This is a genomic window from Methylobacterium sp. CM6241, assembly GCF_054817845.1.
The window spans coordinates 1,681,424-1,706,213 of the sequence record NZ_CM139246.1 but is presented as its reverse complement, the minus strand read 5'-3'; the positions used below and the strand labels follow the sequence as shown (position 1 = coordinate 1,706,213).

The following is a 24,790-nucleotide window of genomic DNA, read 5'->3' as shown; positions in this document are numbered from 1 at the left end:
CGTCGAGACGTCGCTCCCCGACCGAATGGTCCGGGGAACACCGGCGCCGCGAGGGCCGCCGATGTTTACGATGTAGTGTTGCATATGAGCACCACAAGACCCGATCACGGACTTGCGCTTCAGGAAAGCTTCGGGCGAAGCTGGCGCGATGAATGTCCAGCCGACGCCCTCAAGCGAACTGCACCTCGAGGCGCTTCATCGCTATCCGGTGAAGGGTCTGTCGCCGGAGCGTCTGGACGTGGCGACGCTACGGGCCGGAGCCTATTTTCCCGGCGATCGGCTCTTCGCCATCGAGAACGGGCCGTCGGGGCTCGATCCCGCGACTCCCAAGCACCAGCCAAAGATCAAGTTTCTGATGCTGATGCGCAACGAGGCCCTGGCGCGTCTCGTGACGCGCTACGACGCGGACCGTTCGATCCTGACAATCTCTCAAGGCGGACGCTCCGCCGTCGAGGCGGACCTGTCGGTTCCAGAGGGGCGGGAGGCGGTGGAAGCGTTCTTCGCAAGGGAATTCGCCGACGCCCTGCGCGGGCCGCCGAAGTTGCTCGCCGCGCCGGAAGGCTTCCGCTTCACGGATTCGGCGCGCGGCTTCGTCTCGCTCCTCAACCTCGCCAGCGTGGCGGCGACCGAGGACATGGTAGGAGCGCCCGTCGATCCGTTGCGCTTCCGCGCGAACCTTCACCTTTCCGGGCTCGCGCCGTTTGCCGAACTCGATCTGGTCGGACGCGTCCTAGGGTCGAAAGGCGGCGTCCGCCTGCAAGTCTCGAAGCGGACGGAGCGCTGCGCGGCGACGAATGTCGACCCGGCGACCGGACTCCGCGACCTTGCGATCCCCAAGGCCCTCTCGACGCGACTCGGCCATACCGATTGCGGTGTCTATGCCGAGGTGCTCAGCGGCGGCCGCCTCGAACAGGGCGAGACGCTCCTGCTCGAGCCGTGCGAAGTCAGGCCATAATCGCACCTGGGTTCCCGCCGCTGGGCAAGGTCAGATCGGGTGGCGCGGGACGAGCACGATGGCTGCGGCGTAGCCCGCCCGGCGCAGGCCGCGAAGATCGGCATGGCGCCGCTCGCAGGTCACCCTGACGTAGCGCTTCTCACCCTCCTCACTCCAGGTGGAAGCCGCCATGGTCTGGCCGTGGATCATGCATTCCATCGGCGTGTGCGCAGGTGACACGATGACGTCGAGGGCGGTGGTGCGGGAGCAATCCTGCGCCGCGATCATGCTGGAGCAAACGAGGGCGACGGCTAACAATTCGGACATGACGGACCCCTTTTTCGGTTCGGCGAATAAGGTCCGCGGTGTTGCTCAGGCGTCGAGCGGCCGCGTGATTGTTGCCTGAGCATTCCTCGTCGTTTTTCATTGGACTTGGTCTAGCATGACGGATGCCAAACCTCTCGCAAGGTGGCCTCGGTCCCGGCCGGACATGGCTCTCATGCACGGCGCGAAGACTTCGGATTCATGCGCGAAGCGACACGTTGCCGGCCCGCGATCGGCCGGTGACGAGGCGGTCCTCGTTACGAGGTACGAGCCAGGTCGGCTCGGGCTCGGCGCGGGGCAGGATGCTGGCGACGGCATCGAGATCGACGACGTACCTGTCGGTCAGTCTGCGACAGACTTCTGTGGGAGAGGCGGTGTCCTTCCCGATCTGGGCGAGGGCGGCAGTCAAATTCCGAAGGCCGGTGAGGGTCGGACGGGCGACGGTGGTATCCGCGGCAAGCATCGGAGGGAGCGTCCTGTGCAATCTTCCAAAGGATCACAGGACAGGGTTAACGCACGATTATGCCCCCCCTTGGTGCTGGCCGTTCTCACCACCGATCCGCCTTTCACGATGGGACCATTTTTCCGAGCTTTGGCGGCTATGGCGCTTCGCAGTGCGACATCGCTGCGCTAGAAGCGCGTCGTCGCGCATCCCGATCCGGCGCCGTAGCGAGGACAGTGCCTCACGATGAAAGAATCTCTGGCAAAAGACGCCCTCCCGAACGTGCATGTGCGCGCGGAAGTTCTGGTCCAGGCCCTGCCCCACATGCAGCGCTACGATCAGGAGATCGTCGTCATCAAGTATGGCGGCCACGCCATGGGCGACCGCGCCGCGGCGGAAGATTTCGCCGAGGATATCGTGCTCCTCGAGCAATCCGGCCTGAAGCCCATCGTCGTTCATGGCGGCGGCCCGCAGATCGGGCGCATGCTCGGCCGGCTCGGCATCGAGTCGGAGTTCCGCGGAGGCCTGCGCGTCACCGACGAGGCGACCGTCGAGGTGGTCGAGATGGTGCTCGCCGGCTCGATCAACAAACAGATCGTCGGCTGGATCTCGGCCGAGGGCGGTCGCGCCATCGGCCTCTGCGGCAAGGACGGCAACATGGTCCGCGCCCGCAAGGCGACGCGCACCGTGATCGACCCGGAGAGCCAGACCGAGAAGGAGATCGATCTCGGCCTCGTGGGCGAGCCGGAGCATGTGGAACGCGGCGTCCTCGACGCGGTGTTGAAGGCGGAACTGATCCCTGTCCTCGCTCCGGTCGCCTTCGGCGCCGACGGCCAGACCTACAACGTCAATGCCGATACGTTCGCCGGGGCCATCGCCGGAGCCCTACGGGCCAAGCGCCTGCTGCTCCTCACCGACGTGCCGGGAGTGCTCGACAAGGACAAGAAGCTCCTCACCGACCTCACCCTGGAGGATTGCCGCCGCCTCATCGCCGACGGCACCATCACGGGCGGGATGATCCCGAAGATCGAGACCTGTATCTACGCGCTGGAACAGGGCGTCGAGGCGGTCGTGATCCTCGACGGCAAGGTGAGCCATGCCGTGCTGCTCGAACTCTTCACCGACCACGGCGCCGGTACGCTGATCCGCCGGGCCTGAGCACAAAGCCCCGGGACGTAACCCCTACGTCCCGGGGCGCGGCATCCTCGCGGCCGCCGGGATCTCAAAACGTCATCATTTCTCGGCCTCGCCGGGATCCGGCACACCGGCCTTGGCCCAGAACGCGGCCGTCGCCTTACGATAAGCCCTGGTGAGGGCCGGTCCTTCCGCGCCCGCCGGACCAATCTCGTCCCAGATCTGCTGGCACAAGGTGGCCTGGACCGTGAAGCGGCTGGGATCCTCGGTCTTGGAGGCAGCGATCAACGCGCCGACGATCTTGCGCATGCGTTCGGCATTCTGAGCGAAGACCTCCTCGCCTTCAGCCACGCGGCGGCTCGCTGTTTCGGCCTTCGCAGCGCGACGTTCGGCGGAAACCGTATCCTTCGTCACATCCGCCTCGTTGGGCCGGTACGCAGCCTCAACCTCCTTGAGAGCGGCGCGGCCACGCAGGATCATAGGCTTGGCATCGGCCCGACCCCGGCAAGAGGCGCGCAGTTCGACCAGGAGACGCTTGGCCATGCCCACCATCTTGAGCGACGGTGGGGACGCGGAGGCTGCAACGGCTGCCCTTTCCAAGGCGGCGATGATCGAATCCGCGTCGGCCGGGGGCCGCTCGCTGGCGACGTCGGCGCCGGAAATCGCCAGTGCCTTATGGTCCGGCTCAAAGCTCACAATGAAACCCTCTCGATCGATCTGGGGCGCCGCGCGCGCGACCGTTCGCACCGCCGCTTCCATGTCCGAAGCCGCCCTGTCGAGAAACCCGCGGCACCGCCGCGCACCACATTCAGCCTTCACTCAAGCAGCCTGGCTGCCGCAACGGGGCGTAGCCCTATCCCCTGGGCCGCGACAGCGTCAAGGCAGCGCCAAGAGTGGTCGGACCGGCCTGCCTTTTTCAAACATGCCCCTCGCTGAGGCGTGACCAAAGGCGAAGATGCGAATGCTGCCGTCTCCGGCACCGCGCTATGCACGGTCACGTGAAGGCTGTTGGAAGACGTGAATCGGTGGGTAGAAATGAAGCTGTCGCGCCCGAAAGTCGTTCAACCAGCAACGAAGCCTAGTCGCGGGAGACGCAGCACGAACGCTGGGTTCTTTCGGGAAAATGGTGCTGCTGGACAGGATTGAACTGTCGACCTCCTCATTACCAATGATGTAGTCGATGTGATCACGAGTGCCCGGGGTGCACGCTCGACCCTGGCTATCGCAGGAGAATTCAAGCATACCTCCTCACTCCAGTCATCAAGAGCCATCACTGGTGCACACCCTTCTGCACCCCGGATGCACCCCTGAAGTCGAGGATGGATCATGCCGCGCCGCGCCAGCGACGAGAACGTGTTGAAATTCGCGAAGGGTATCCTGGGGAGTCTGACGACGGGGAGCGGACAAGCAGAGCGTATCGTCTGGGACTCTGATGTGCCCGGCTTTGGACTGCGCCTGCGCGCAAGTGGTAATCGAGCTTGGGTCATTCGTCCGCCGCGCTCAGGTGGGAAGTCGAAGCTGCACACACTCGGTTCCTTCGACGCAATCGACCTCGCAACTGCGAGGCGCACTGCGCGTGAGAAGATCGCTGAGGCAACTCTCGGCGGCGATCCGACCAACTCACGTCGGCAAGCCCGTGCACAAGCGGTCATTACGCTCGATGGCCTCATCGACGTCTACGTCGCCCATAAGGAGGCCACGGGCCGGCGTTCTTCGACGATCAGCAACCTGAGGCACCATCTTGAGGTTCACTGGAAGCCGCTTCGGGATCGGCCACTCTCCTCGATCACGAGGGCGGATGTCGCGTCTCGTCACCGAGAAGTCGCCAATGTGAGCGGCGGATCAGCAGCCGACCGGGCACGATCGATCTTGTCTACATTTTTTGTTTGGGCGATCGGTGAGGGCCTCGTCGAGGCCAACCCGGTCCTGAACACCAACAAGGCCACCACGCCGACTCGACGAGATCGAGTGCTGAACGACAGCGAACTCGCCGCCGTGTGGCAGGCCAGCACGAACGACGACTTCGGTCGCATCGTCCGGCTTCTCATTCTTACTGGCCAGCGACGAACTGAGGTGGCTGGCATACGCTGGAATGAGATCGACGCTCAGGCTGCGATGTGGACCATTCCGGCCACACGCATGAAAAACAGGCGCGGCCACGAGGTGCCCCTGTCACGCGCCTCACTTTCTGTTCTCGAAGATGCGCCTGTCCGCGCTGGAAGAGAGCTCGTATTTGGTGACGGCGTCGGCGCATTCTCGGGGTTCAGCAGGGCAAAAGCGGCGATGGACCGTCGGATTGGAGATGCAGTGGGCGACTGGTCTCTCCACGACCTCAGGCGCACGGTGTCCACGGGGATGAACTCAATCGGCGTGATGCCGCACATCGTCGAGGAGGTCCTCAGCCACGTCTCGTCCCACAAGGGCGGAGTGGCCGGCAATTACAACTGGGCGGCATACAGGCCCGAGAAGCGCGACGCGCTCGATCGATGGGCCCTTCAGGTGCTTCGCTTGTGCCTCTGATGACACAACCACCGGCGGGCAACGGTGGCGTGCTTCTCTTCGACCTGATCAGGGGTGATGGTTGCGCATCACAGCATTGTGAGGCGATTACGGCATCACCATTTGGCCGCCCCTTCACCGGACGTCTGGACGATGCCGCGTAGCGCTCCACCCGACGACGAAAGAGGAAAACTTGAACGCACTATCGACACTCCCACCCGAGATCGCTCGCCGCCGCGTGATCGGAACCAACGACGCGGCGGCCTTCTGCGGACTTTCTGTTCCAACCTTCCGCCGCCTGAACGACCGTGGCGCAATACCGATGCCGATCCGCCTCTCGGAGCGCCGGCTCGGCTGGAAGATCATGGACCTGATCGAGTGGCTCGACTGCCGGCAGGCGGGCCTCCAGTGGCACGAGCATCGTGCGGCCCTCGCCATGAATGACAATGCGCCGAAGGACAGGTGACAATTGAGGCCTTAACGGGTGCTCAATTTGCCGGCATCAGGTTGTGCAGCCTTAAAAGCGAGCCCGCCAAAACCTACTTCACTCAATTCGCGTTACCACTCAAACACTTAGCTCGCCCCATTTCCCTCAACATATGCAGAAAATGGGGCGAGCAGGAACAGGACAGGAAGCGCTCCACACAGCCGAGTTCTGCGGCACTTCTTCTGGCATTCGCCGAATAACACTCACGCAATGTTAAATTACAATAGATGAAATGATGGAACTAGACGCACTTACTGATTCGTTGAAAAGGAAAACTGAAGCAAGCAAGATATTCGCGATCGACCGGCGCTTATGGGGCCTCGCTTGCGATCTGGGTCTCAACGCTGCGGTCGCCTACTTGGTGCTGGCGTGCGGCTCGGGAGCCGACAACCGCACGACCTCGTGGTCAGCGAAATCCGTCGAGGAATACACTGGCATCGGACGGATTCGAGCTCCAAGAGCGATTGAAGCGCTCAAGGATGCCGGCCTCTTGACCCAAATCAAGGGCGGAACTCGTCCACGCTACCTTCTTAGCGCCGCCAACGCAGTGCCGGGAAGCAAGGCCTTCTGGGCCAACCCGGACGCTCCCACATTCGATGACTTCAAGCCGGAGTGGATCTGGCTGAGCAATCACCTCGTCACGGGCTTCGACTGGGAGGACGTGTCGCTGCTGGAGGCGATCCGGAAGACCCAGAATCTCGCCGCCCTCCGCCTGTTGGTGAATCTCTATGGCGACTCGACCTTCACGAAGGAAGGCGGCCTTGAATGGCGAGAGGGCGGGATCCGGCAAGCCTACGAGCGACGCGCAATCGGAAAGACTGAACAGGTCATCGTCTGGGGGTACCGCGCGAGGAAGGCGATCACCTGCGACCCCGCTGGTTTCCCCTTTCGCTATGGCGAGTCCTTCGAGGCAGACTTGGGCGTCCTGCGTGATCTGGATGCCGTCGCGTTCGTGCCGCATCTGGTCGAGGGTATCGGCTACGATATCGAAGTTCTCCACTCGCTCGCCGACCGATGGCACGGCGTACATCACGAGGCGGAGATTCGGGAGGAGGCGATATCCTCCGCTCGTCGACTCCTGCCACCCGAGGCGATCGAAAAGGCGGCCGGCGAGGGCTTCACGCTCCTCGTGCCGAAACGGAGGACGATGCCCGATGTCCAGGTTGTGGGCATTGCGCGGCTGGCTTGCCTTCCCCGCGCACGCCTCGCGGTGGAATGGATGGAAAAGAACTCCGGCGATTGGAGCATGTCGGCATCTGAGTACGCTTCGCTTGGACCCGCAACATCAAGGTCGACATCAAGGTCTAGCTCAACGTCCTCATCAATGCCCTGCTCAAGGTAAGCTCCATAGGTAGTACTGATAGGGTTGCGACCGTCGGGTAGCGTATCCGTCGCTTCGCGCCGAACAACAACGGCTACACGTTCGATCGCAACCTTCCGAGCCCGGTCATGGGCCGTGGCCGAGATCTGCTCCGCGAACACGTCTTACAGGCCGATCTCGGCAGCGAGGTTCCGATCGAACAACTCGCCGTCCCTGATGTACCGGCGAACGGTGGCGGCCGATCGGTGCCGGGTCGGCGCATGATCACCCGCTCCTCGATCCCGGCCGAGGCCGCGGACGTCGCGAACCCGGCCCGCATCGAGTGTCCGGAGAAGAGCAAGGCCTCGAGCCCCGCCGCGGCAGCCCGCTTCTGCACGATCTCAGAGACGGCGTCGGTGGAGAGCCGCACCCCGATCCGCTCGTGCCGGGAGATCCCGCAAAATACGGCGCCCTCGACGATCCCGGAGGCCGTGAGCCAGCCAGTGTAGGCCGCCATCGGGCAGGTCTCACGGCCAGTGCGGCCGATGGCGAGCACGGCCCCCTCGCCGTCCTGGTCTGACTTCGACCGCCGGATCGTCACCGGCAGGCCCTCGGGCACCACGGCGATGCGGGCACCACGGCGATGTCGGCGACGTCGAGGGCCACCAGCTCGGACCGCCGCAGGGCCGCGCCGAACTCGACCAGCTGGAGGGCTTGCGGCCACCTCGTCGAGAGGATGAACAGGGAGAGCCGTGGCCGGTGTGACGATGACGGTCACGCTACCGCTCCTCGTCGAAGCTGAACTCGCGTTTGATGATGTTGAACAGGGCGCGGGCACCGTCGCGATCCAACTGGATCGTCTGGCTCTTCTTGCCGGGCATCTCGCGATCGGCGCGACCGTAGCTGTCGATCTGAAGGAGGACCCGGCCGTCGCGCTCGAACACGCTGTAGGTCGCCTCGATCTCATCGTGGAGGGAGACACGCTCCATCTCCTTCCGCTCGAAATTCCGGATCAACGCCGCCATCACCTCCTTGCACCTTTGGCCGCCGGGGTTCGTGACGAACCCGTCTAACCCCGGATACCAATCCATTATCAGAGGTCAGAATGGCAGGCGCGGCGCCACGAGGCAAGCGCGAAGTGAACTATCAATGAAGTCATTGTGTCACTATACACAAACATAGTGCTGTAATTTTTTTATTCGCGACCCCACTCCGGGGTTGAGTATCCCGCCTATACTTGCAAATTCTAAAAGACCCTATTCCGATCTGCTCGATATGGCTCTCGCCAACCTCCGATGCAGCATCAGCAAGCTGCACCATTCACAAGAAGGTTGCGCTACCGAGCAACGTGATCGCGGCCAACCAAAAGAGACCAAACATGCCCCACTACTTCTTCAACACCCGCTCTGACGCTAGACTGTGGCCAGCGCCAGAGGCGGAAGAGCACCACGATCTCGATGCGGTCCGAATGGAGGCAATCCTCGGCGCCAAACATATCGTCCCCGCAACGCTCAGGACCGGGGCTCCGTTTAGGGCGGCCATCCTGAAATCCTTCGAGGTCATCGATGACTCCGGCGGCACCGTGCTAACCATGCTGTTCGACGATGTCGTTGTGCTTGACACCAAGCCGTCGATGAAACGAACAGAGGTATGGCATAACCAACTGCCGCAGCCCCCAGGGCAAGCGCGATGTGCACCAATCTTTGAGTGTTGCGCAGGCGAGACACATGGCAGTCCGTCGCTCGATGAGCAGGTTGCGGTGCAGCCTTTTCGTATTTTCTCAATGCAATCGGTTGTACGCTGCACTGCATGTAACAGACGTCCTTTTCGTCGCAGTGATCCCGTGCGTCCCCTTCCAGGCCAGCTATTGATAATGCACAGCAGAATGCGGCCGATCGATTTCCGGTGTCTGGCGCTTCTTTGCTTTTTTGGCGGGCATTGCCCGGTCGTGGCCGAGGCTGGAAAGATGCGGTTAGCCCCACAGGAAACCGCAATCGATCGATGCGACAGCGCCGCTGCGGCGCCATGGGATCCGGATTCCTCCAACGTGCCGTCGCGGGTGGAATTCCGCGATTTGCAGGCTCAGCAAGCAATCGAAGCTTGTCGGCGCGCCGTTGATCTGTCCCCCGACATGCGTCGCCTGAGCTTCCAACTCGGGCGCGCCTATGATCGGCAGGGTGCCAATCAGGATGCCTATCGCGCATATCGTCTGGCGGCCGAGCTGGGGAGTGCAGCCGCCAAGGTGAATATCGGTATCCTCTACCGCCAGGGACGGCGCTTTGAACGAAGTGAAGTCAAGGCCCGCGCTTGGTTTCGCGATGCCGCGGAGATGGGTCTCGCCGAGGGCATGTATTGCTACGCGACGGCCCTCGATAACGGTGTCGGCGGTCCCGCGGACGGTGTCGCCGCGCGGACCTGGTACGTCAGGGCAGCCGAGCATGGGACGTCGAAGGCACGCGACGCCCTCGTCCGCCTCGATATCGATGGTCTCGGTACGGGCACCCGCTGTGATTGATTCGCGCTCTCACCTCGAACGATGCCTCGGAGAGCGCTCATGACGGAGGGCTCGCATTTCGTCGGAAGCCGCACGCTCGCAGGTCTCGACCTCGTCCGGATCGACGACCGGATCGTCATCGAGAACCATGAACGGCTGGTCCGCCTCCTCCGTCAGCGTTGCGGCGAGTCCACTGCCGCGCTCTTCGCCGAGCCGGTCCTGTCCCACTCCAACGGGTCGGCCGCAGCACGCGTCGACTGGTACACCTCCCTCGATGGCCCTTCGCGCAACCTGGAAGACCTGGATTCCACCAGCGCGGCCGAGCTGAGGGGCCGCATCCGCGCTCTGCTCTCGGGCATCAAGCCACTGCTGCGTGACCCCGAGGATGGCCCGTTCGTCGCAGCCTGCCTCAACCTGGCCACGCCGCGCGCAGTCCTGGCCATCGGCACGGAGCCGCTGCTGATCGATTGGGGGCTCCTCCCAGCCGGTCTGCTGGGCGACGAGCAGGGCCGTCTCCGCCATCACGCGGTCACCCTCAGCCATCTGGTGCCGGACGATCTGCCGATGCCACCGATCGGGCGCGGGGATTGGTTGGCCCGGTTCCGGCCGGTGCAACCGAACTCCCAGATCGACGAGCCGGTAGGGCCGGCTCCGGAACCGCTCGGATACCGTCCTGGTGCGCGGCTGTGGACGGCGCCTGTCGTCGCCACCGCTCTGGCCGGCATTCTCCTCAGCCTCTCCTTCGTTCCCGGCGTGCTGGCCTTTCCCGAGCCGCCGCGGGCGATCTCGGGTGAGGCGCGCACCCTGCTTGCCGCCTGGCTCGACAATCTTCAGCGTCGACGCGACGTCCTGGCTTCCGCCTCGGCTTTCGCCTGTCCGCACCTGCGTTCGGAGCTGCCCGCGCTTGTGCCCCAGAGCCCGGTCGGGGTTCGCCTGCCCATCGAAACCCCGACTCGTCCGCAGGCGCGCGCCGCGATCGGGCCCGTCCCCGCGATCCAGGGTTCGCAGGGACCGGCGGTGGCGACCGACCCGGCGAGCCTCGTCGGTCGGCTGGAACGGGGCACCGTCCTCGTCCTGGCAGGGGACGCGACCGGCTCCGGCTTCTTCGTCAGCGACGAACTCGTCATCACCAACCGCCACGTCGTGGAGGGCGCCGCGTCCCTGCGGATCGCGGGACGCCATGTCGGCATCGTTCAGGCCACCCTCGTGCGGACTGGGGGCGAAGGGCCCCTCAATGACCTCGCACTTCTGCGGGTCCCACGGCAGGCGGACATCCAGCCCCTTGCTCTCACCGCTCCCGGACGGCCGCTGACGCCCGTCGTCGCCGCCGGCTTTCCCGGACTCCATCTCGGCACCGACCCGACTTTCAAGCGCCTCGGCGAAGGCGATGCGTCCGCCAGCCGCGGACTGGAGCCGGTGCTCCAGACCGGCGTCGTCAATCATCTCCAACGCTATGACGACGCGGCCGTGACGCTGGTGCTCCACAGCGCCGAGATCGCCCCGGGCAACAGTGGCGGTCCGCTCGTCGATTACTGCGGACGGGTGGTCGGCGTGAACAGCTTCGGCCGTAGCGATAGCCGCCTGCCCGTCACCGCGCGCTATGCGCTCGGCACCGATGGGCTCACGGCCTTCCTCGCGGCCGGCGGTGAAAACTCCACCCTCGACACCCAGACCTGCGATCTTCAGGCTGCGCCGCGCGAAACTCCCCCCGTTGCAACCATCGAACCCGGCCCAGCGGCACAGCGCGACCCCGCCCCGAACGTCGCGGCAGGCGCGGCTGGACCCGTTCCGGATGCAGCGCCGATCCCGGCCCCGCAGGATGGCACCACCGTCCAACCCACCCCACCACGTCCCGCCGCTCCCGCCCCATCGCGACCCGCCCCCCGGCAGGGTCGCGATGCACGCCCGCCAGTCCGCTGAGATCGGCCGCCCGATGTCGATCACCACCAAACTGACCGAGATACCGCGCCAGGGATTCGACGCGGTCAATCTGAAGCTGGGCCAGCAATACGAGCAACTCGTCGATCTCTTGGCCCAGCGTCTCGGCCCGGACCACGCCCGCCTATTCGCCGAGCCGGTGCCGGTCGCCATGGCGAAAACCGGGCTTCCGGGATTCGCCTGGTTCGCAGACGGCGACGGCGAGGCCCGACCTGTCACGCGGCTCGCCCCGGACGAGGCTCAGGCCCTGCGCCAGGTCGCCGCACGGCTGACGTTGGACGTGGCGACATTTGCGGACACGCTGGAAGGCGAAGGTGAGGCCTCCCGGGATCTCGCACGTCTCATCCGCGACGCTCTCGTGACCCCCGACGAGGATCACCTCTGGTCCCTGGACGGGCAGCCGGTTCTCGTGGCCTGGGGATATCGCCATGCCCGGCTGGACGGCATGGTCGCCGAGCGGGGCGGTGCGATCACCGCGAGCGCCGCCTCTCCCATCGCCCCGGCGGCACGACCGCAACGGGCCGCTCCGCCCGCGGCGACCGCATCACGCCCGCCGCCGCCATCTGGCGCAGGAACGGCGAACCGCGTCCAGATGGGACTCGCGCCCGCGCTCTGGCTGCTGTTCGTCATCCTGTCCCTCCTCCTTGGAGACCGTCTACTCCAGGCCTGCGCCGTGGGCGGTGACGGCTGGCCGACCTGGCTGAGGAGCGTCCTGCCGGATCACTGCCCGGTCGCCTCCATCATCGTGGACCCGCTCGAAGCGTCCCAGCGTGCAGCGATCCAGGCGACGGAAGCCGAGCTGCACGCCGCCGAACTCACCCTGACCCGCCGCGCCCTGTCCTGCGACGCGAGTTGTCCGATTCCCCAACGTGCCGCGGTCGACGTGCCGCGTACCGCCACCGAGACGCCGCGTGCCATCTCCGCCGATGTCGAGCGGCGGCTCGAGCGGATCGAGCGCGGGCGCTATCTCGAACTGACCCTGGCATGGGAAGGCTCACCCGATCTCGACCTTCAGGTGATCTGCCCCGATCAGACTCGCCTCCAGTTCAACAACCGTGCGGCCTGCGGCGGCCGGCTGGTCGCCGACCAGAACGAAGGCGGAGGCACAAGCGCCAGTCGCCCGATCGAACACATCATCTGGGACGTGGCGCCGACTCCCCCGGGTACGTTCGGCATCGAGGTCAACCTGTACGAGCGGCACGGCGATTCCCGGGCCGGAATCCCGTTTCAGATCGTCCTTTCTAGGAACGGCGAAGTGGTACGCGAGGAGCAGGGAACGGTCTCCGCACTCCGCGTCCCGAAGAGCGTCTTCACCTTTCCGATCCCCCTCGCACCATCGTCCGGAGCCGCTGCCGCGCCGTGAGCGCCCACTCCGGCAGCAACGTCCTCCCTCAAGAGATTGTATCCGTCGCGATGTTCGTCGATCCCGTCACCTTCGGTCCCACGATCCGGCTCGTGCCGCATAGCGGCGTGCAGTTCGTCGAATACACCTTCAACATCGATACGGTCGGACGCCTGTCGCGCCGCTTCATCGAGCGCGAAGTCGAGGCCGCCCCCCAGCAGCCGGGTCGGCGGACCTACCGGCTGCTCCCGACATGGGACGAGACCGATCCGGGTGGGGACGAGACCGAAACCGCCCGCGGCACCGATCGCGAATATGCCATCAGCGAGAGGGCCGCATTGGAGGTCTTCCTTGAAAAGTGGACGCCGGTGCCGATGCTACGCGTGAAGTCCGGAATCGAGGGGGGAGACGAGCTCGATGTCGGCCCGACCAACTGGGCGCGGGTCCGCGTCGTCGAAGTGGCGGATCGCGCGCCTGAAAGCCCGATCAGCCATCGGGTGATCTTCGCCTTCGACACGGAGCTCCTGGAGCGACGTCCCAACCGGCCCTACACGGCGCCGAGCCTGGACGATGCCGCCAACGAACACGAGTTCCGTTTCGCCTTCCGCTTCCGCGACATCGGCTGGTTCCTGGGAGCGGCCTCCGACAGCGAGGAAGCCCGGCAGCGCGCGGGCTTCCAGGAATGGGTACCCTCCTGGCTGTCTGAGCAGTTCCGCGAGTTCAAGGCGGCCCAGAGACCCGACCGTCCGCTGCGCGACAGCGACTTTCCCAACACCCTCGAGCATTATGCCCGCTATCTCGTCATGCTCGAATATCTGCAGCGCGCAATCCAGCCGCGCGTCATGCGCCTCACCGATACGGTGACGGCAATTCCGGCGATCAAGCCGGTGACCGTCGATCTCATCCTCGACATCGGCAACAGCCGCACCTGCGGCATTCTGATCGAATCTCACCCCAACGAGGACAGGGTCGACCTCAACAACTCCTTCGTGCTGCAATTGCGCGACTTGTCCGAGCCCGAGCAGGCCTATGTCGAGCCGTTCGAGAGCCATGTGGAGCTCTCTCATGCCCGGTTCGGACGCGATCACCTCTCGCGGCTCTCGGCACGCCCGCGGGCCTTCTTCTGGCCCAGCCCGGTCCGGGTGGGTCCGGAGGCCAGCCGCTTCCGGGAATTGGCGCAGGGAACCGAGGCGGTGGGCGGCCTTTCGAGCCCGAAGCGCTATCTCTGCGACGTCAGGCCGGTGAACCAGGAATGGCGCTTTCCCGACCGCGACTACGGTGCGGACGGAACCAGCCCGCTGATCGACCGGACCATCCGACAGTTCGTCAACAGCCGCGGCGACGTCATCGCTCAGCTCGATGCCGACCGGAAGCGGTATGGAATCCGGGTCCAGGCGGACGACCGGATCGGCGCCTCGCGGCTGACCTTCTCGCGCTCGTCTTTTTTCACCTTCATGGTGGCCGAAGTCGTCTGCCACGCCCTGTCGATGATCAACAACGCCGGCGTGCGCGAGCGCAGGCGGACGAAGGACGCGCCGCGCAAGCTGCGTCGGATCATCCTCACCCTGCCCCCGGCCATGCCGGTGCAGGAGCAGCGCCTGCTACGCTCGCGGGCTGAGGGTGCCGTCAAGCTGATCTGGCAGCTCATGGGATGGGCCGACAACCCGCCTCCGGGTCTGACGCAGCCGGAGGTGCACGTGGCCTGGGACGAGGCGAGCTGCGTCCAGTTCGTCTACCTCTATGGCGAGATCACGCAGAAGCTGGGAGGAGCCGTCGACGGCTTCCTCAGGCTTATCGGCCGTCCTCGTCCATTCGCCGAGCCGGATACGCGGCCGCCCCCCGGTACGCCGGCCGAGCCATCGGTGCGCATCGCCAGCATCGATGTGGGCGGCGGCACCACCGATCTGATGGTGACGACCTACTATGCCGAGGGCAACCGGGCGATCAAACCGGTGCAGAACTTCCGCGAGGGTTTCCGGATCGCGGGGGACGACATCCTCAAGAGCGTCATCGAGCGCCTCGTGCTGCCGACCATCGAGGAGGCATTGCGCAAGGCGGGGCACCCCGATCCGCACGCCCTCCTTCTGGAGCGTTTCGGCGGCGACCGCGCCAACATGGCCGAGCAGGAGAAGCATTTGCGGCGGCAATTCGTGTCGCGCGTACTGGAGCCGATCGGCCTGCGCCTGCTAGCCGATGTCGAGGCCGAGGGGGACCTCACCACTCGCCCCTTCGCGGAGTTTTTCCCCGAGCGCGGCGGCCGGGTCGTACGCAGGGCGTTGCCGCAGCAGCGTCTCCTCGATTTTCTGGAAGGTCCGGCAAGGCGGGATGGAGCGAGCGGCTTCGCCCTAGTGGATTGCGTCTTCGAGGGCCGCGCTGACATCGTCGGTGCCTGCGTCGTCTCGGTTCTCGACCTTGTTCTCGACAACCTGTGCGAAGCGATCCACGCCCTCGACGTGGACGTGGTGCTCTTGTCGGGGCGCCCCTCCCGGCTCTCGGCCTTCGTCGACTTGCTCGTCAACAAGCTGGCCGTTTCGCCCGACCGGGTAGTGCCGCTCCACCAGTATCAGGCCGGCAACTGGTATCCGTTCCGGGACCGGGACAATCGCCGCATCGGCGACCCCAAGACCACGACGGCGGTGGGCGGCATGCTGTGCGCGCTTGCCGAGAGCCAGCTCACCAACTTCACCCTGTTCACCAATCGCCTCGGCCTGCGTTCCACCGCCCGCTACATCGGCGAGATGGAGCTGAGCGGCCAGTTGAGAGATGCGGGCCTGTGCTTTCGCGACGTCGATCTGGACGCGCCGGCCTCCGCCCGAGCCAGCGGCCCGGCGATGAGCGCCAAGCTTCGCTACTATGCGCCGATGCGCCTCGGATATCGGCAATTGCCCGTCGAGCGCTGGATCGCGACGCCGCTCTATCGCCTTCGCGTACGGACCGGGCAGGAGGCGACGCAGTTGCGTCTTCCCCTCGACATCACCCTGGAGCGCAGCGGCGATGGGCGCGCCGACGACGACAGCCCGGATGCCCTGATCCGTTCAGAATCCATGAAGGAAGAATTCCAAATCACCGACGCCTATGACGCCGATGGCCTCGATGTGAAACGAAAAGTCGAGCTTGTGCTCGACACTTTGGTGTCCGAGCAGGGCTACTGGCTCGATACGGGCATCCTCTCCGTTGATTGATCGTCACGTCCTCTTGGATCGAATACAAAATCCATCATGTCCACCGATCTCCTCGCCAAAACCTGCCACGATACCAGCCGGCTCGCCCAGGACGCCGAGCGCTGGCTCGGTGACGAGGCCAATGCCTCCACAGTCGGCCGCGAGCGCGACGACCTCGTGCGCTACACGCGGAAGGTCGCCTTCCGCGCGGAACGGCTTCGGCGTGCGGCGCAGAGGCCGATGTGCGTCGGCGTATTCGGCCCGAGCCAGGCCGGGAAATCCTACCTCGTGGAAGTACTGGCCCGTCCCGAGAACGGGTCCCTGCGGGCGCGGTTCGACGGAAACGATCCGGTGGACTTCCTGGCCGAGATCAACCCCATCGGCGAGAAGGAGGCGACGGGGCTCGTCACCCGATTCAGTGCGCAGGGCGGCGGGACGCCGACCCCATCCGGCGCACCGGTACGGCTCCGGGTGCTGACAGAGAGCGACCTGATCAAGGTGCTGTGCAACAGCTTCCTGCACGATGGCGACGCTACCAAGGAGCAGCCTCCGCGCCCGGAGGATATCGCGGCGCTCCTCGCCGACCTGCGGACCAAGGCCGGCCCCGGCACCAACCGCTTCTCCGGGGCCGAGATCGACGACCTGCAGGATTACCTGCTGGACCAGGCCCGCGGCACCCGCGCCCTTGATGCGCTGGCGCGGTACTGGAACGAGGCGCGGGTTCTGGCCTCTGGGCTCGACCTCGACGGGCGTGCACGCCTCTTCGCCCCCCTCTGGGGAGGCCACACCGCCTTCACGCGGCTGTACCGTGATTTCGCCGAGGCCCTCGAACGTCTCGGTCATCCCGACGAGATCTTCGCGCCGCTCACCGCCCTGGTGCCGCGCGAGGGCAGCATCCTTGACGTGGCCACCCTGGCGGGCCTCGGCTCGCCCGGCGACGGCGATATGCTTCTGGTTCATGGGGCATCGGGCGCTCCGGTCGCGCTGCCCCGTGCCACCGTCGCGGCCATCACAGCGGAGCTGCGTATCGACATCGCGGACGCGCCGCGCGCTTTCCTGCAGGAGGCGGACTTGCTCGACTTTCCCGGCGCGCGCAGCCGCCAGAAGGTCGACCTGACCCACTTCCTCGCCGAGCATCCGGATTCCCTCAAGGAGACCTTCCTGCGCGGCAAGGTCGCCTACCTGTTCGACCGCTACGTGGCCGAGCAGGAACTGACGACGATGCTGCTCTGCATCAGGCCATCGAACCAAGAGGTCGTGACGCTGCCGGATCTGGTGGAGCGCTGGATCACCCAGACCCACGGCAACAGTCCGGAAGCCCGGGTCTCCCTACCCAACCTGCTTTTCCTGGTGATGACTTGGTTCGACAGCCATTTCATCGACAAGGCGGGCGATGCCGGCCAGGATGCCGGCTTGCGCTTCCGCAACCGGATCGAGGCCTCGCTGCTGGGCTTCTTTGGAAAGGCGCATACCTGGCCGCGGCAATGGACGCCGGGCACGCCGTTCCGCAACGCGTTCTGGTTCCGCAATCCGAACTATCCGGCGGAATCCGTGATCCGCTATGAGGGCCGGCGGGAGGTCGGCTTCCTGCTCGAGAAGCAGGACCGCATCGCCGAGCTTCGTCGCGGCTTCGTGGCCCTCCCCGAGGCGGCCGCGCATTTCCAGGACCCCGCCCGGGCCTTCGATGAGGCATTGCGGCTCAATGACGGCGGCGTGAGCTACCTCGTCGAGAACCTTGCCCGTGTCTGCCGGCCTGAGTTGAAGGCCGCACAGATCGCTTCGAGGCTCGACGGGTTGCGGGCCGAGCTGCGCGAGCGCCTCGGGCGCTTCCATGTGGCCTTGGACATCGAGACCCGTCTCGCTGAGCGGCGCGAAGCTGCTGGGCATGTCTTCGATGCCCTCGACGAGACTGTCGCAACGGGGGGCTTCGGCTCGCTGCTGCGCGAGCTCCTGATCGACGTGGGCACCCTCACCGAAGCCCTCCACGGCGCGAGCACGGCGCCGGGAGACGCAGCCGGCCCGCCCGGCGCCGGCCGTATCTCTCGTCCCGGCGCGATCGCGCGACCGGGCGCACCGAGCCCGGCTGCGCGCACGCCGGCGCTGCCTGCCGGCGCGGATCGCGAGCGCGGACTGGCACGGGCGGCGGTGGCAGCGTGGATCGGCTCCATGCGGCGGCGGATCGAGGCCGAGGGGTTCGCCCTGCGTTTCCGGGTTCCCGTCGACGTCATGGAGATCATCGTCGGCGAGATGATCACGCTGGCGCGCCGGGCGGATATCGAAAGCGCGATAGCGGCCGATCTGCGCGCCCTGGCCACCGTGGAGCGGGCCGAGCAATCCACCGCGAAGCTCGCCCTCATCGCGGCCACGCGCCTGAACCGGCTGAGCGGCGACCTTGGTTTCGGCCTCGTTCCATCCATTGGCGAGCGGCCATCCATCCAAGAGGAAGCCGGCGACAGGGTCGCCTTTGCCCCAAGGCCCGTCTCCTTCGACGCCAAGTCGATCGGAAGCAGTCCCACGGCGTTCGGCCACACCTACGCGACCGACTGGTTCCATGGCTTCTACCGGGTGGTGGAGGACAACGCGAAAAGCGCGGCGGGCGTCACCATCGATCTGGAGCAGAACGGCAGGCTGGGCGCGATCCTGGCGGGCCTCCAGCCGCGCCATGCGGCCTAGGACGCTTTCCGACGAAGCCGACGCCGCCCTTCGGCGGCGCTTCCAGCAGGCGTTACCGCTCCGGCATCGCCTCATCCTCACAGATTGCCTCAGACGGCTCGCCTGGACCAAGTCATGACCATTCGCATCACCGAGGACGACGACGAGATCGGTGGCCACGCCTTCATCGACCTGGGTCGGCGCGCGACGGCGCCGCTCCTGTCGTTCCGCCGACAGGATGCCGAGCCGAAGCACCTCGGCAGCGACGGCTGGCAGCCGGAAGTCGCGTGGCTCGCCCCCCTGTCGATGTCGGAGCGCGATGGACGGACGGTGGCGCGCTTCGGCCCCGCGGTCGTCGACCGCATTGAGGAGCTGGTCCCCATTGAGATCGTAGGCCAGGACGGGACCTCCTTCGGCGTGGTCTCCTGGCCGTTCATCACGCCGGCGCCGGCCGGATACGGCATCCTCGCCGCCGATCCGACACCCGCGCCGAGCCTGACGCAGACGGTCCTTCCGGCTGAGCCCGTTTCCGTGCCGCCCCCCCCGGCCGACGAGGCTGCTCCCGAACCGGAGCCGCCGCCTGTCAGCCCTCCGCGGGACGAACCGGCTCCGCCCCCTGTAGCGCCTCCGGTGAGGCGCCCGATCTGGCGGGCGGTCGCGCTTGTCATCCTGATCGTGCTGGTAGGTGCAGGAATCGGCGCTTATCTGTTCCGGGACGACATGCGCGTGATCCTCGCCGGCTTGCCACCGGCCTCGCCCGTCACGCCTGAAGCCCCCCCACCGCTTCCGGCCGCCCTGACACCACCCGCCCCCGAAGCGCCGCGCCTGACGGCAGCCGAATTGCGGCAGCGCCATCTGCAACTCCTCGACCAGAGCGCTGCGGGAAGCGCGTTCCTGGAACTGGGCGGCGTGGCCATTGAGGCTCGCCAGGGCGGGGCGGCCTTCCGGGCGTTCGAGGAAGCCGACCCGGTCGCCAGCGCCGACGCGGCATGGCAGATCGCGCGGTTTTATGACCCCCGGAACACTGACGCGACCTACCGGGAGGCGGCGCGCCCCAACGTCTCGCGCGCGGCCTACTACTACGCCCTGTGGCGCAATCGCTCACCCAGACACACGGATGAATTGCGAAGCCTGTGCGAGTCCAACGCGGATCTCGTCGGCCGCGACGAGCGCCTGCGCGCGATCTGCCGTCCATAAGACCCCGCCATGAAGAGCCCGAAGAGACCCACCATGGCCTTGAAGCCCATTCACCGATTTTGCCAACCCGGGATCGCGGCTCTCGCGGTCGTCCTGCTCGTGGGCGCCCCGTTCGCGTGGGCGGCCGCCCCAGGTGTCTTCGTCAAGACGGCAACGGGCAGGAGCAGTGCCGTCACGTCCCCGCGCATCGCGCTTCTGATCGTGCCCCAGGCGTCCACGGCGGGAAGCCGCGCCGCGACCGCGCATTCCGACGAGGAAGCCTATCGCAAGCGCCTGCTCGAAATCGGGTTCGACGTCTGGACCTTCGGTCCGGCGGACCGCCCCGAACTCGAACGGAGCCTGCGCGAGGCGGCGGGACGGATCCCCCAAGGCGCCCAAGTCGCGGTGATTGCCCTCGGGCAGAGCATCGGCGGAGAAGACGACGTGTTCCTCGTCCCCGGCAACCCAGCCGATCTGGCCCAGCGCCCGAACCTCGTGGATAGCGACGGGGTGCGCCTGGGTGACCTGTTGCGACGCCTGTCGCGCCGGCAGTTGCGAGACCTCGTGGCGGTCATCGACGAGTGCCAGCCCACCGCCGGCGGCCGCTGCGATTTCGACGCCGGGACCGGTGGCTCGGGCGCCAGCCTCATCGGCGCCCAGAGGGCGGCCCGTCGGGCGCCCGGCGCGGCCCCACTGGCGGGACGCGCGTCCCTGCGCGACGTCCTCCTTGGGGCCATGGCTCAGGAAGGCCAGAACTTCCTTCAATCCTACGATGTCCTGCAGCGCGCCCTCGCCGACAGCGACCTCGAACCGAGGGCGAGTGGATCGCTCACCACCACCTTCGCCTTCCTGCCGCAGGGCTTCTTCGCGGGCATGACGACCGGCTGCAACAAGATCGATCTCGATGCCGACGCGGCCACCCTGCGCACCGTCCCCCTCGATCCGCCGATCCGCGAATGCGAGGCGATGACCGCCGCCTATCCCTATGCCCGCCACTTCGCGGACCGACTCCAGGCCGGGCGCGAGCAGCGGGCCTACCAGAAAGCCGTCGCTTCCTGCGAGGATCGATTGAGCGCGCCGAGCTACCTCAGTGCCTACCCGGCCGGACGGTTCCGCGGCATCGTCGAGAGCCATGTTCTTGAATGCGATCGGGTGCGCGATCGCCAGCAGACAGAGGAGGAGCGTCGCAGGCGCGAGGCGGACGATCAGCGCCGCCGCTGGGAGGAACAGGCCGAGCGCGAGCGGCAACTAGTAATCCAAAGGCGGGCGGATGCGGAGCGCCAGCGTGCACTGGATGCGCAACGTCGAGCTGACGACCAGCGGCTTGAGGATGATCGGCAACGTGCCGAAGCTGAGCGACGGCGTGCCGAGGAAGAACGGCTCCGTCAGTTGCAGAACCAGCGCGCGACCGCCCGCAGCGCATCCGGCTGGAACCTGAACTATTCGAGCGCCCTGCTCGAAATCAAACCCATGGCCGACGACCATTTCGATGCGCAGAAGCAATCCTACAGCACGGTCTGGCAGTCGCGACTGCATGGAGAGCAAGTGGCGATCTACGTTCAGGTCAGCCCGAACGAGCGCTGCGGCGATGCCAGACAATACATGAGCGAGCAGATCACGCCGCGCCGGACGCAGGTCTCCCGCTCGCAGGAGATCACGAGCGCACCCGGACGCAACGGCTACGTCCTCGAAGGGCGCGGCACGGCCCGTGGACAGGGCGCCTTCGACGACCGCAGCTTCTACGATTTCGTCTCGATCCGCCGCGACGACCGAAGCACGATCACGCATATCGGCGGCCGCTTCCCGGCCGAGTACAGTGATATCTACCGCCCGGAACTGCTCAAGATGATGAACTCCATGCAACTGCCCGGCAGCGACATGTTCACGAACCGGTGCCGTTGAGGTTCCGGGGCAGACGACGTCCGATCAGGTCCGGAGAGAAAAACATGTCCCGTCCTAACGCTGCCGCGGCCCGGCTCGGCCTACTCCTGCTGGCAGCATTGGCCGGGACAGGAACCGACGCCTGGGCCGATGCAGCGCAGGACTGCCGGTCCGGCAGCCCGGAATCCCGCGTGACGGGCTGTACGGCCTTGCTCGGGGAGGCCCGCACCGCGAGACAACGCGCCATCGCCCTCGACGGCCGCTGCATGGCCCAGAACGATCGCCTCGCTTTCCCCGCCGCACTCACCGATTGCACGAGCGCGATCCGGGCGGATGATGCTTATCCCTACAGCTTCCAGAATCGCGGTATTGCGCAGGCCGGGCTGAACAACCATGCGGCGGCCATCGCCGACTTCACACGGGCCCATACCCTACGGCCGAACTTCATCTGGCCGTTGATGAACCGTGCCAAATCCCACGCACAACTCGGCGACCAAGCGGCGGCCGCGCGCGACTACGACGAAGTTCTCCGGCTCAAGCCGGACAATGAGGAGGCCAAACTCGCCCGGGCCGCTCTCTTCGCACCAGCGTCCGCGGTCGCGGCGCCGACGGGAGCGAACTCTCTCTGCGGCAGCGTCGGCTGTAATTGATACAACGACACCCGTCCCCCAAAAACAATGTCTCGGATAGAGAGCTCCGCGCAGACGGAAAGCCTCAGGGAGCGGCAACCGCTGCTACCGGCAGGTAACGTGGACCGTGTACATTTTGGCCTGCTCGGCAACCGTTGCCGGATCCATCGGGGTCGGGTTCTTGGTGCCGGTCGCGGTGACGATCCCGTTGGAATCGAGAAAGTTCAGGGCGATTGTCGACTTGATCGCGAAGTTTACGTTCTGAGGAATGTCGTTGTTGACCTTCGCCACCGTCATCGCATTCAGCTTGGAAGCGATCACGCCCACCACGGCACCGTACTGATCGATCAAAGGACCGCCGCTGTTGCCGGGCTGTACGGGCGTCGAGATCTGAAGCATGCGGGTGTCGTCGCCGAGACCCGCGGACGCCGTGATGTTGCCGACCGTGAAGTTGCCCGATGCGGCGAGTAAGTCGGGGAGCGGAAAACCGTAGGCGTAGACGCTCTCGCCGACCCTCGGCTTGAGGGAGAGCGCCGGGACCACGGGATGGTCGAATCCGGTGCTAAGCACGGCGAGATCGTTCTGGACGTCCGTGGCTACGAGACGAGCTCTTAGCGACGGCAGCCCGAACTTGGAGACGTTGATCTCCGTACACCCACTGATGACGTGGTTGTTGGTGAGCACATGCCCGCTGTCGGACACGAAGAATCCCGTCCCCGAGGAGTTAACGTCCCGCCTCGGCGTAACGTCTCCATCGGGAACCGACTTGCTCTTGGGCGATGGCGACTCAGCCTTGGCTTCGACGATCGTCTTCTGGCAATCGATCATCGCGCTGATCGCGTCCGAGGACCCGGACAGGGAAAGCCGAGCAATGGATTTGCGCTCGAACACGACCTCGACCCCCCCGGCACGGGCGATGTCGAGTACGAAACTCTTCTTCAAACCGGATGCCATGAGACCGCGATCGCTGCCGCGCTCGATTCCCGCAAATTGGCCCTTCCAGCGTCCGCGACCCGTCAGCATGACGAGCTGATAGATTCGATCAGTCTCGATGGATCTCCATTTGGGATTCGTGAAGGCGAGAAAGGCTTCGTCCTTGTCGCCGTCGAATCCCATCCAGACTGTCGTCTCGTCTTGATAAGCCGCAGCCGCAAGGCAGCCATTGGTCGATCGGCTAACGCCGATCGACCAACCCGAGACCTTGCCGATCGATTTGTCCACGTTGAGCACTGGGCCAGCGGTTGCACCGCGAGGCTCATGAAGCACGGACGTCAGGGACAAGGCGCCGAGGAGGAACGAGCGCAAACCGAAGCGCATGGTAAGAGCGACCTTCCAGGGAGATGCTATCGACCGTTGACGGGGATCGACCTAGCAGAACCCGAGCCCGCAAAGGGATCTGACACGGTGCTGATGGCGGCGCCGCTCGTTGAAGGCGCAGCCCTGCGCCGCACCGGTGCTGCAGCCACATGGCGACGGGACGGACGATCACGGTAGACAATGACCCGCTGCGGACGCGGAGCGTGATACATCTGCCGCGGCGCGGCAGCCATGGCACCGAGGGCAAAACCGATCGCGCCGCCGGCGAGTCCATCCAATGGACCTGCCGATGCGGTCGGCGCCAACGAAGTGCTGCCAATTATCGCCGCGGCAACAGCACTAAGCATGAGTTTTGAAAAATTCACCGGAGATATCCTGACCAAAGGAAGGCCCAAGGGTTATGCAACCTGTCCTTGCCAGTGACCTCCACCGGTATAAGGGAGGCATTCAGTTACTGGACGCGCCACGCTCACAACCTTGTGCTCCAGGCACAACCTATCTGAACGCTCAAGCTTGTGAAGAGCTTCTCAGATAGAAACTCACGAAAAATCGCGCTTTTCGCATCCCATCCTTACCGATTCATCGCACGTCTGACACAGCGTATCGCAGCTTCGTCTAAGGTTGAGCTCTTATCGGCAGTGCTTGTCGGTCTGGTGCCTCATTCGCGCGTCTGCCCGTCTCAGTCCCGACCCCTTGTGTCGTCTCGCGATTCAGATGAAGGGCATGGCTCAGTCCTCGTAAAGGCCAATGCAAGCCATCTCGATATGACGCTGATCAACGCATCTGAGACGCCTGAAGTGAATGGACGGACCTGAATAGCGATATCGCCTGGCATACGCTCAAGATGGGGCCCGACGGCAGCCACGATCCCGGGTCAGGCTGGAAGCAGGCCTTTGACGATAATGCTGGACGTCAATATCTGACACCATGAAGCCCAACGTGGGGAATCCGCGAACGAGTAGCGTCCCTTACGATAGCCCGTATTGCGGTCGCCGTTATGACAAACAATTACGTGTGCACCCCCACTGCAACCCAGGAAAATTCCGGGGGTGCAAGAGGCGGGTCTGGAATGCGCTAAGC

General features: G+C 65.4%; 19 protein-coding genes. 14 read left to right on the top strand and 5 right to left on the bottom strand.

What is annotated here, in order from left to right:
- Window positions 1-148: 148 nt before the first annotated feature.
- Window positions 149-955 carry an MOSC domain-containing protein gene (locus ACYQR9_RS07880; protein WP_461229255.1) on the top strand — a complete coding sequence of 269 codons (807 nt, stop codon included), beginning with the start codon at window positions 149-151 and terminating at the stop codon, window positions 953-955.
- Window positions 956-985: 30 nt separating this feature from the next.
- On the opposite strand, the gene ACYQR9_RS07875 is transcribed toward ACYQR9_RS07880, so the two are convergent.
- On the bottom strand, window positions 986-1,261 hold the full coding sequence (locus tag ACYQR9_RS07875) for a hypothetical protein (RefSeq protein ID WP_461229254.1): 276 nt from the start codon (window positions 1,259-1,261) through the stop codon (window positions 986-988).
- A gap of 196 nt (window positions 1,262-1,457) precedes the next feature.
- Window positions 1,458-1,721: a hypothetical protein gene (locus ACYQR9_RS07870; protein WP_461229253.1), complete on the bottom strand. Its 264-nt coding sequence runs from the start codon at window positions 1,719-1,721 to the stop codon at window positions 1,458-1,460.
- 225 nt (window positions 1,722-1,946) lie between these two features.
- Here ACYQR9_RS07870 and argB point away from each other — a divergent pair, with 225 nt between their 5' ends.
- Window positions 1,947-2,858, top strand: a complete 912-nt coding sequence (argB, locus tag ACYQR9_RS07865) for an acetylglutamate kinase (protein WP_056431748.1) — start codon at window positions 1,947-1,949, stop codon at window positions 2,856-2,858.
- Between the two features lie 75 nt (window positions 2,859-2,933).
- Here the strand turns inward: argB and ACYQR9_RS07860 are convergent, their stop codons facing one another.
- Complete coding sequence (locus ACYQR9_RS07860; RefSeq protein WP_461229252.1) at window positions 2,934-3,530, bottom strand: hypothetical protein; 597 nt, start codon at window positions 3,528-3,530, stop codon at window positions 2,934-2,936.
- Window positions 3,531-4,160: 630 nt separating this feature from the next.
- On the opposite strand from ACYQR9_RS07860, the gene ACYQR9_RS07855 reads away from it, so the two are divergent.
- The 4 genes from ACYQR9_RS07855 to ACYQR9_RS07840 all read left to right on the top strand — a co-directional run bounded on the left by ACYQR9_RS07855 (window position 4,161) and on the right by ACYQR9_RS07840 (window position 7,629).
- Window positions 4,161-5,354 (top strand): tyrosine-type recombinase/integrase, encoded by a 1,194-nt coding sequence (locus tag ACYQR9_RS07855; protein WP_461229251.1) that lies wholly within the window; start codon window positions 4,161-4,163, stop codon window positions 5,352-5,354.
- Between the two features lie 301 nt (window positions 5,355-5,655).
- Window positions 5,656-5,799, top strand: a complete 144-nt coding sequence (locus ACYQR9_RS07850) for a hypothetical protein (protein WP_461229250.1) — start codon at window positions 5,656-5,658, stop codon at window positions 5,797-5,799.
- Window positions 5,800-6,052: 253 nt separating this feature from the next.
- The gene (locus ACYQR9_RS07845) at window positions 6,053-7,162 is read left to right on the top strand and encodes a hypothetical protein (RefSeq protein WP_461229249.1); all 1,110 of its coding nucleotides are present in this window, start codon (window positions 6,053-6,055) and stop codon (window positions 7,160-7,162) included.
- A 107-nt stretch (window positions 7,163-7,269) separates the two neighbouring features.
- On the top strand, window positions 7,270-7,629 hold the full coding sequence (locus tag ACYQR9_RS07840) for a hypothetical protein (protein ID WP_461229248.1): 360 nt from the start codon (window positions 7,270-7,272) through the stop codon (window positions 7,627-7,629).
- 270 nt (window positions 7,630-7,899) lie between these two features.
- Here ACYQR9_RS07840 and ACYQR9_RS07835 read toward each other — a convergent pair whose 3' ends face one another.
- A complete protein-coding gene (locus ACYQR9_RS07835) occupies window positions 7,900-8,145 on the bottom strand; it encodes a methionyl-tRNA formyltransferase (protein WP_461229247.1) in 246 nt (81 codons plus the stop codon).
- Between the two features lie 353 nt (window positions 8,146-8,498).
- Here ACYQR9_RS07835 and ACYQR9_RS07830 point away from each other — a divergent pair, with 353 nt between their 5' ends.
- From ACYQR9_RS07830 to ACYQR9_RS07795, 8 genes are all read left to right on the top strand, one after another.
- Window positions 8,499-9,635 (top strand): tetratricopeptide repeat protein, encoded by a 1,137-nt coding sequence (locus tag ACYQR9_RS07830; RefSeq protein WP_461229246.1) that lies wholly within the window; start codon window positions 8,499-8,501, stop codon window positions 9,633-9,635.
- A gap of 39 nt (window positions 9,636-9,674) precedes the next feature.
- On the top strand, window positions 9,675-11,534 hold the full coding sequence (locus ACYQR9_RS07825; RefSeq protein WP_461229245.1) for a S1C family serine protease: 1,860 nt from the start codon (window positions 9,675-9,677) through the stop codon (window positions 11,532-11,534).
- A gap of 13 nt (window positions 11,535-11,547) precedes the next feature.
- A complete protein-coding gene (locus ACYQR9_RS07820) occupies window positions 11,548-12,915 on the top strand; it encodes a hypothetical protein (RefSeq protein WP_461229244.1) in 1,368 nt (455 codons plus the stop codon).
- Window positions 12,912-16,076 (top strand): virulence factor SrfB, encoded by a 3,165-nt coding sequence (locus tag ACYQR9_RS07815; RefSeq protein WP_461229243.1) that lies wholly within the window; start codon window positions 12,912-12,914, stop codon window positions 16,074-16,076. Before ACYQR9_RS07820 ends, ACYQR9_RS07815 begins: the two co-directional genes overlap by 4 nt.
- Window positions 16,077-16,112: 36 nt before the next feature.
- On the top strand, window positions 16,113-18,728 hold the full coding sequence (locus tag ACYQR9_RS07810) for a virulence factor SrfC family protein (RefSeq protein ID WP_461229242.1): 2,616 nt from the start codon (window positions 16,113-16,115) through the stop codon (window positions 18,726-18,728).
- Between the two features lie 114 nt (window positions 18,729-18,842).
- Complete coding sequence (locus ACYQR9_RS07805) at window positions 18,843-19,904, top strand: hypothetical protein (protein WP_461229241.1); 1,062 nt, start codon at window positions 18,843-18,845, stop codon at window positions 19,902-19,904.
- A gap of 33 nt (window positions 19,905-19,937) precedes the next feature.
- Window positions 19,938-21,785, top strand: a complete 1,848-nt coding sequence (locus ACYQR9_RS07800; RefSeq protein ID WP_461229240.1) for a hypothetical protein — start codon at window positions 19,938-19,940, stop codon at window positions 21,783-21,785.
- A gap of 44 nt (window positions 21,786-21,829) precedes the next feature.
- Complete coding sequence (locus ACYQR9_RS07795) at window positions 21,830-22,414, top strand: tetratricopeptide repeat protein (RefSeq protein WP_461229239.1); 585 nt, start codon at window positions 21,830-21,832, stop codon at window positions 22,412-22,414.
- 84 nt (window positions 22,415-22,498) lie between these two features.
- On the opposite strand, the gene ACYQR9_RS07790 is transcribed toward ACYQR9_RS07795, so the two are convergent.
- Window positions 22,499-23,509, bottom strand: coding sequence for a S1C family serine protease (locus tag ACYQR9_RS07790; protein ID WP_461229238.1), 1,011 nt, complete (start codon window positions 23,507-23,509; stop codon window positions 22,499-22,501).
- Window positions 23,510-24,790 lie beyond the last annotated feature (1,281 nt).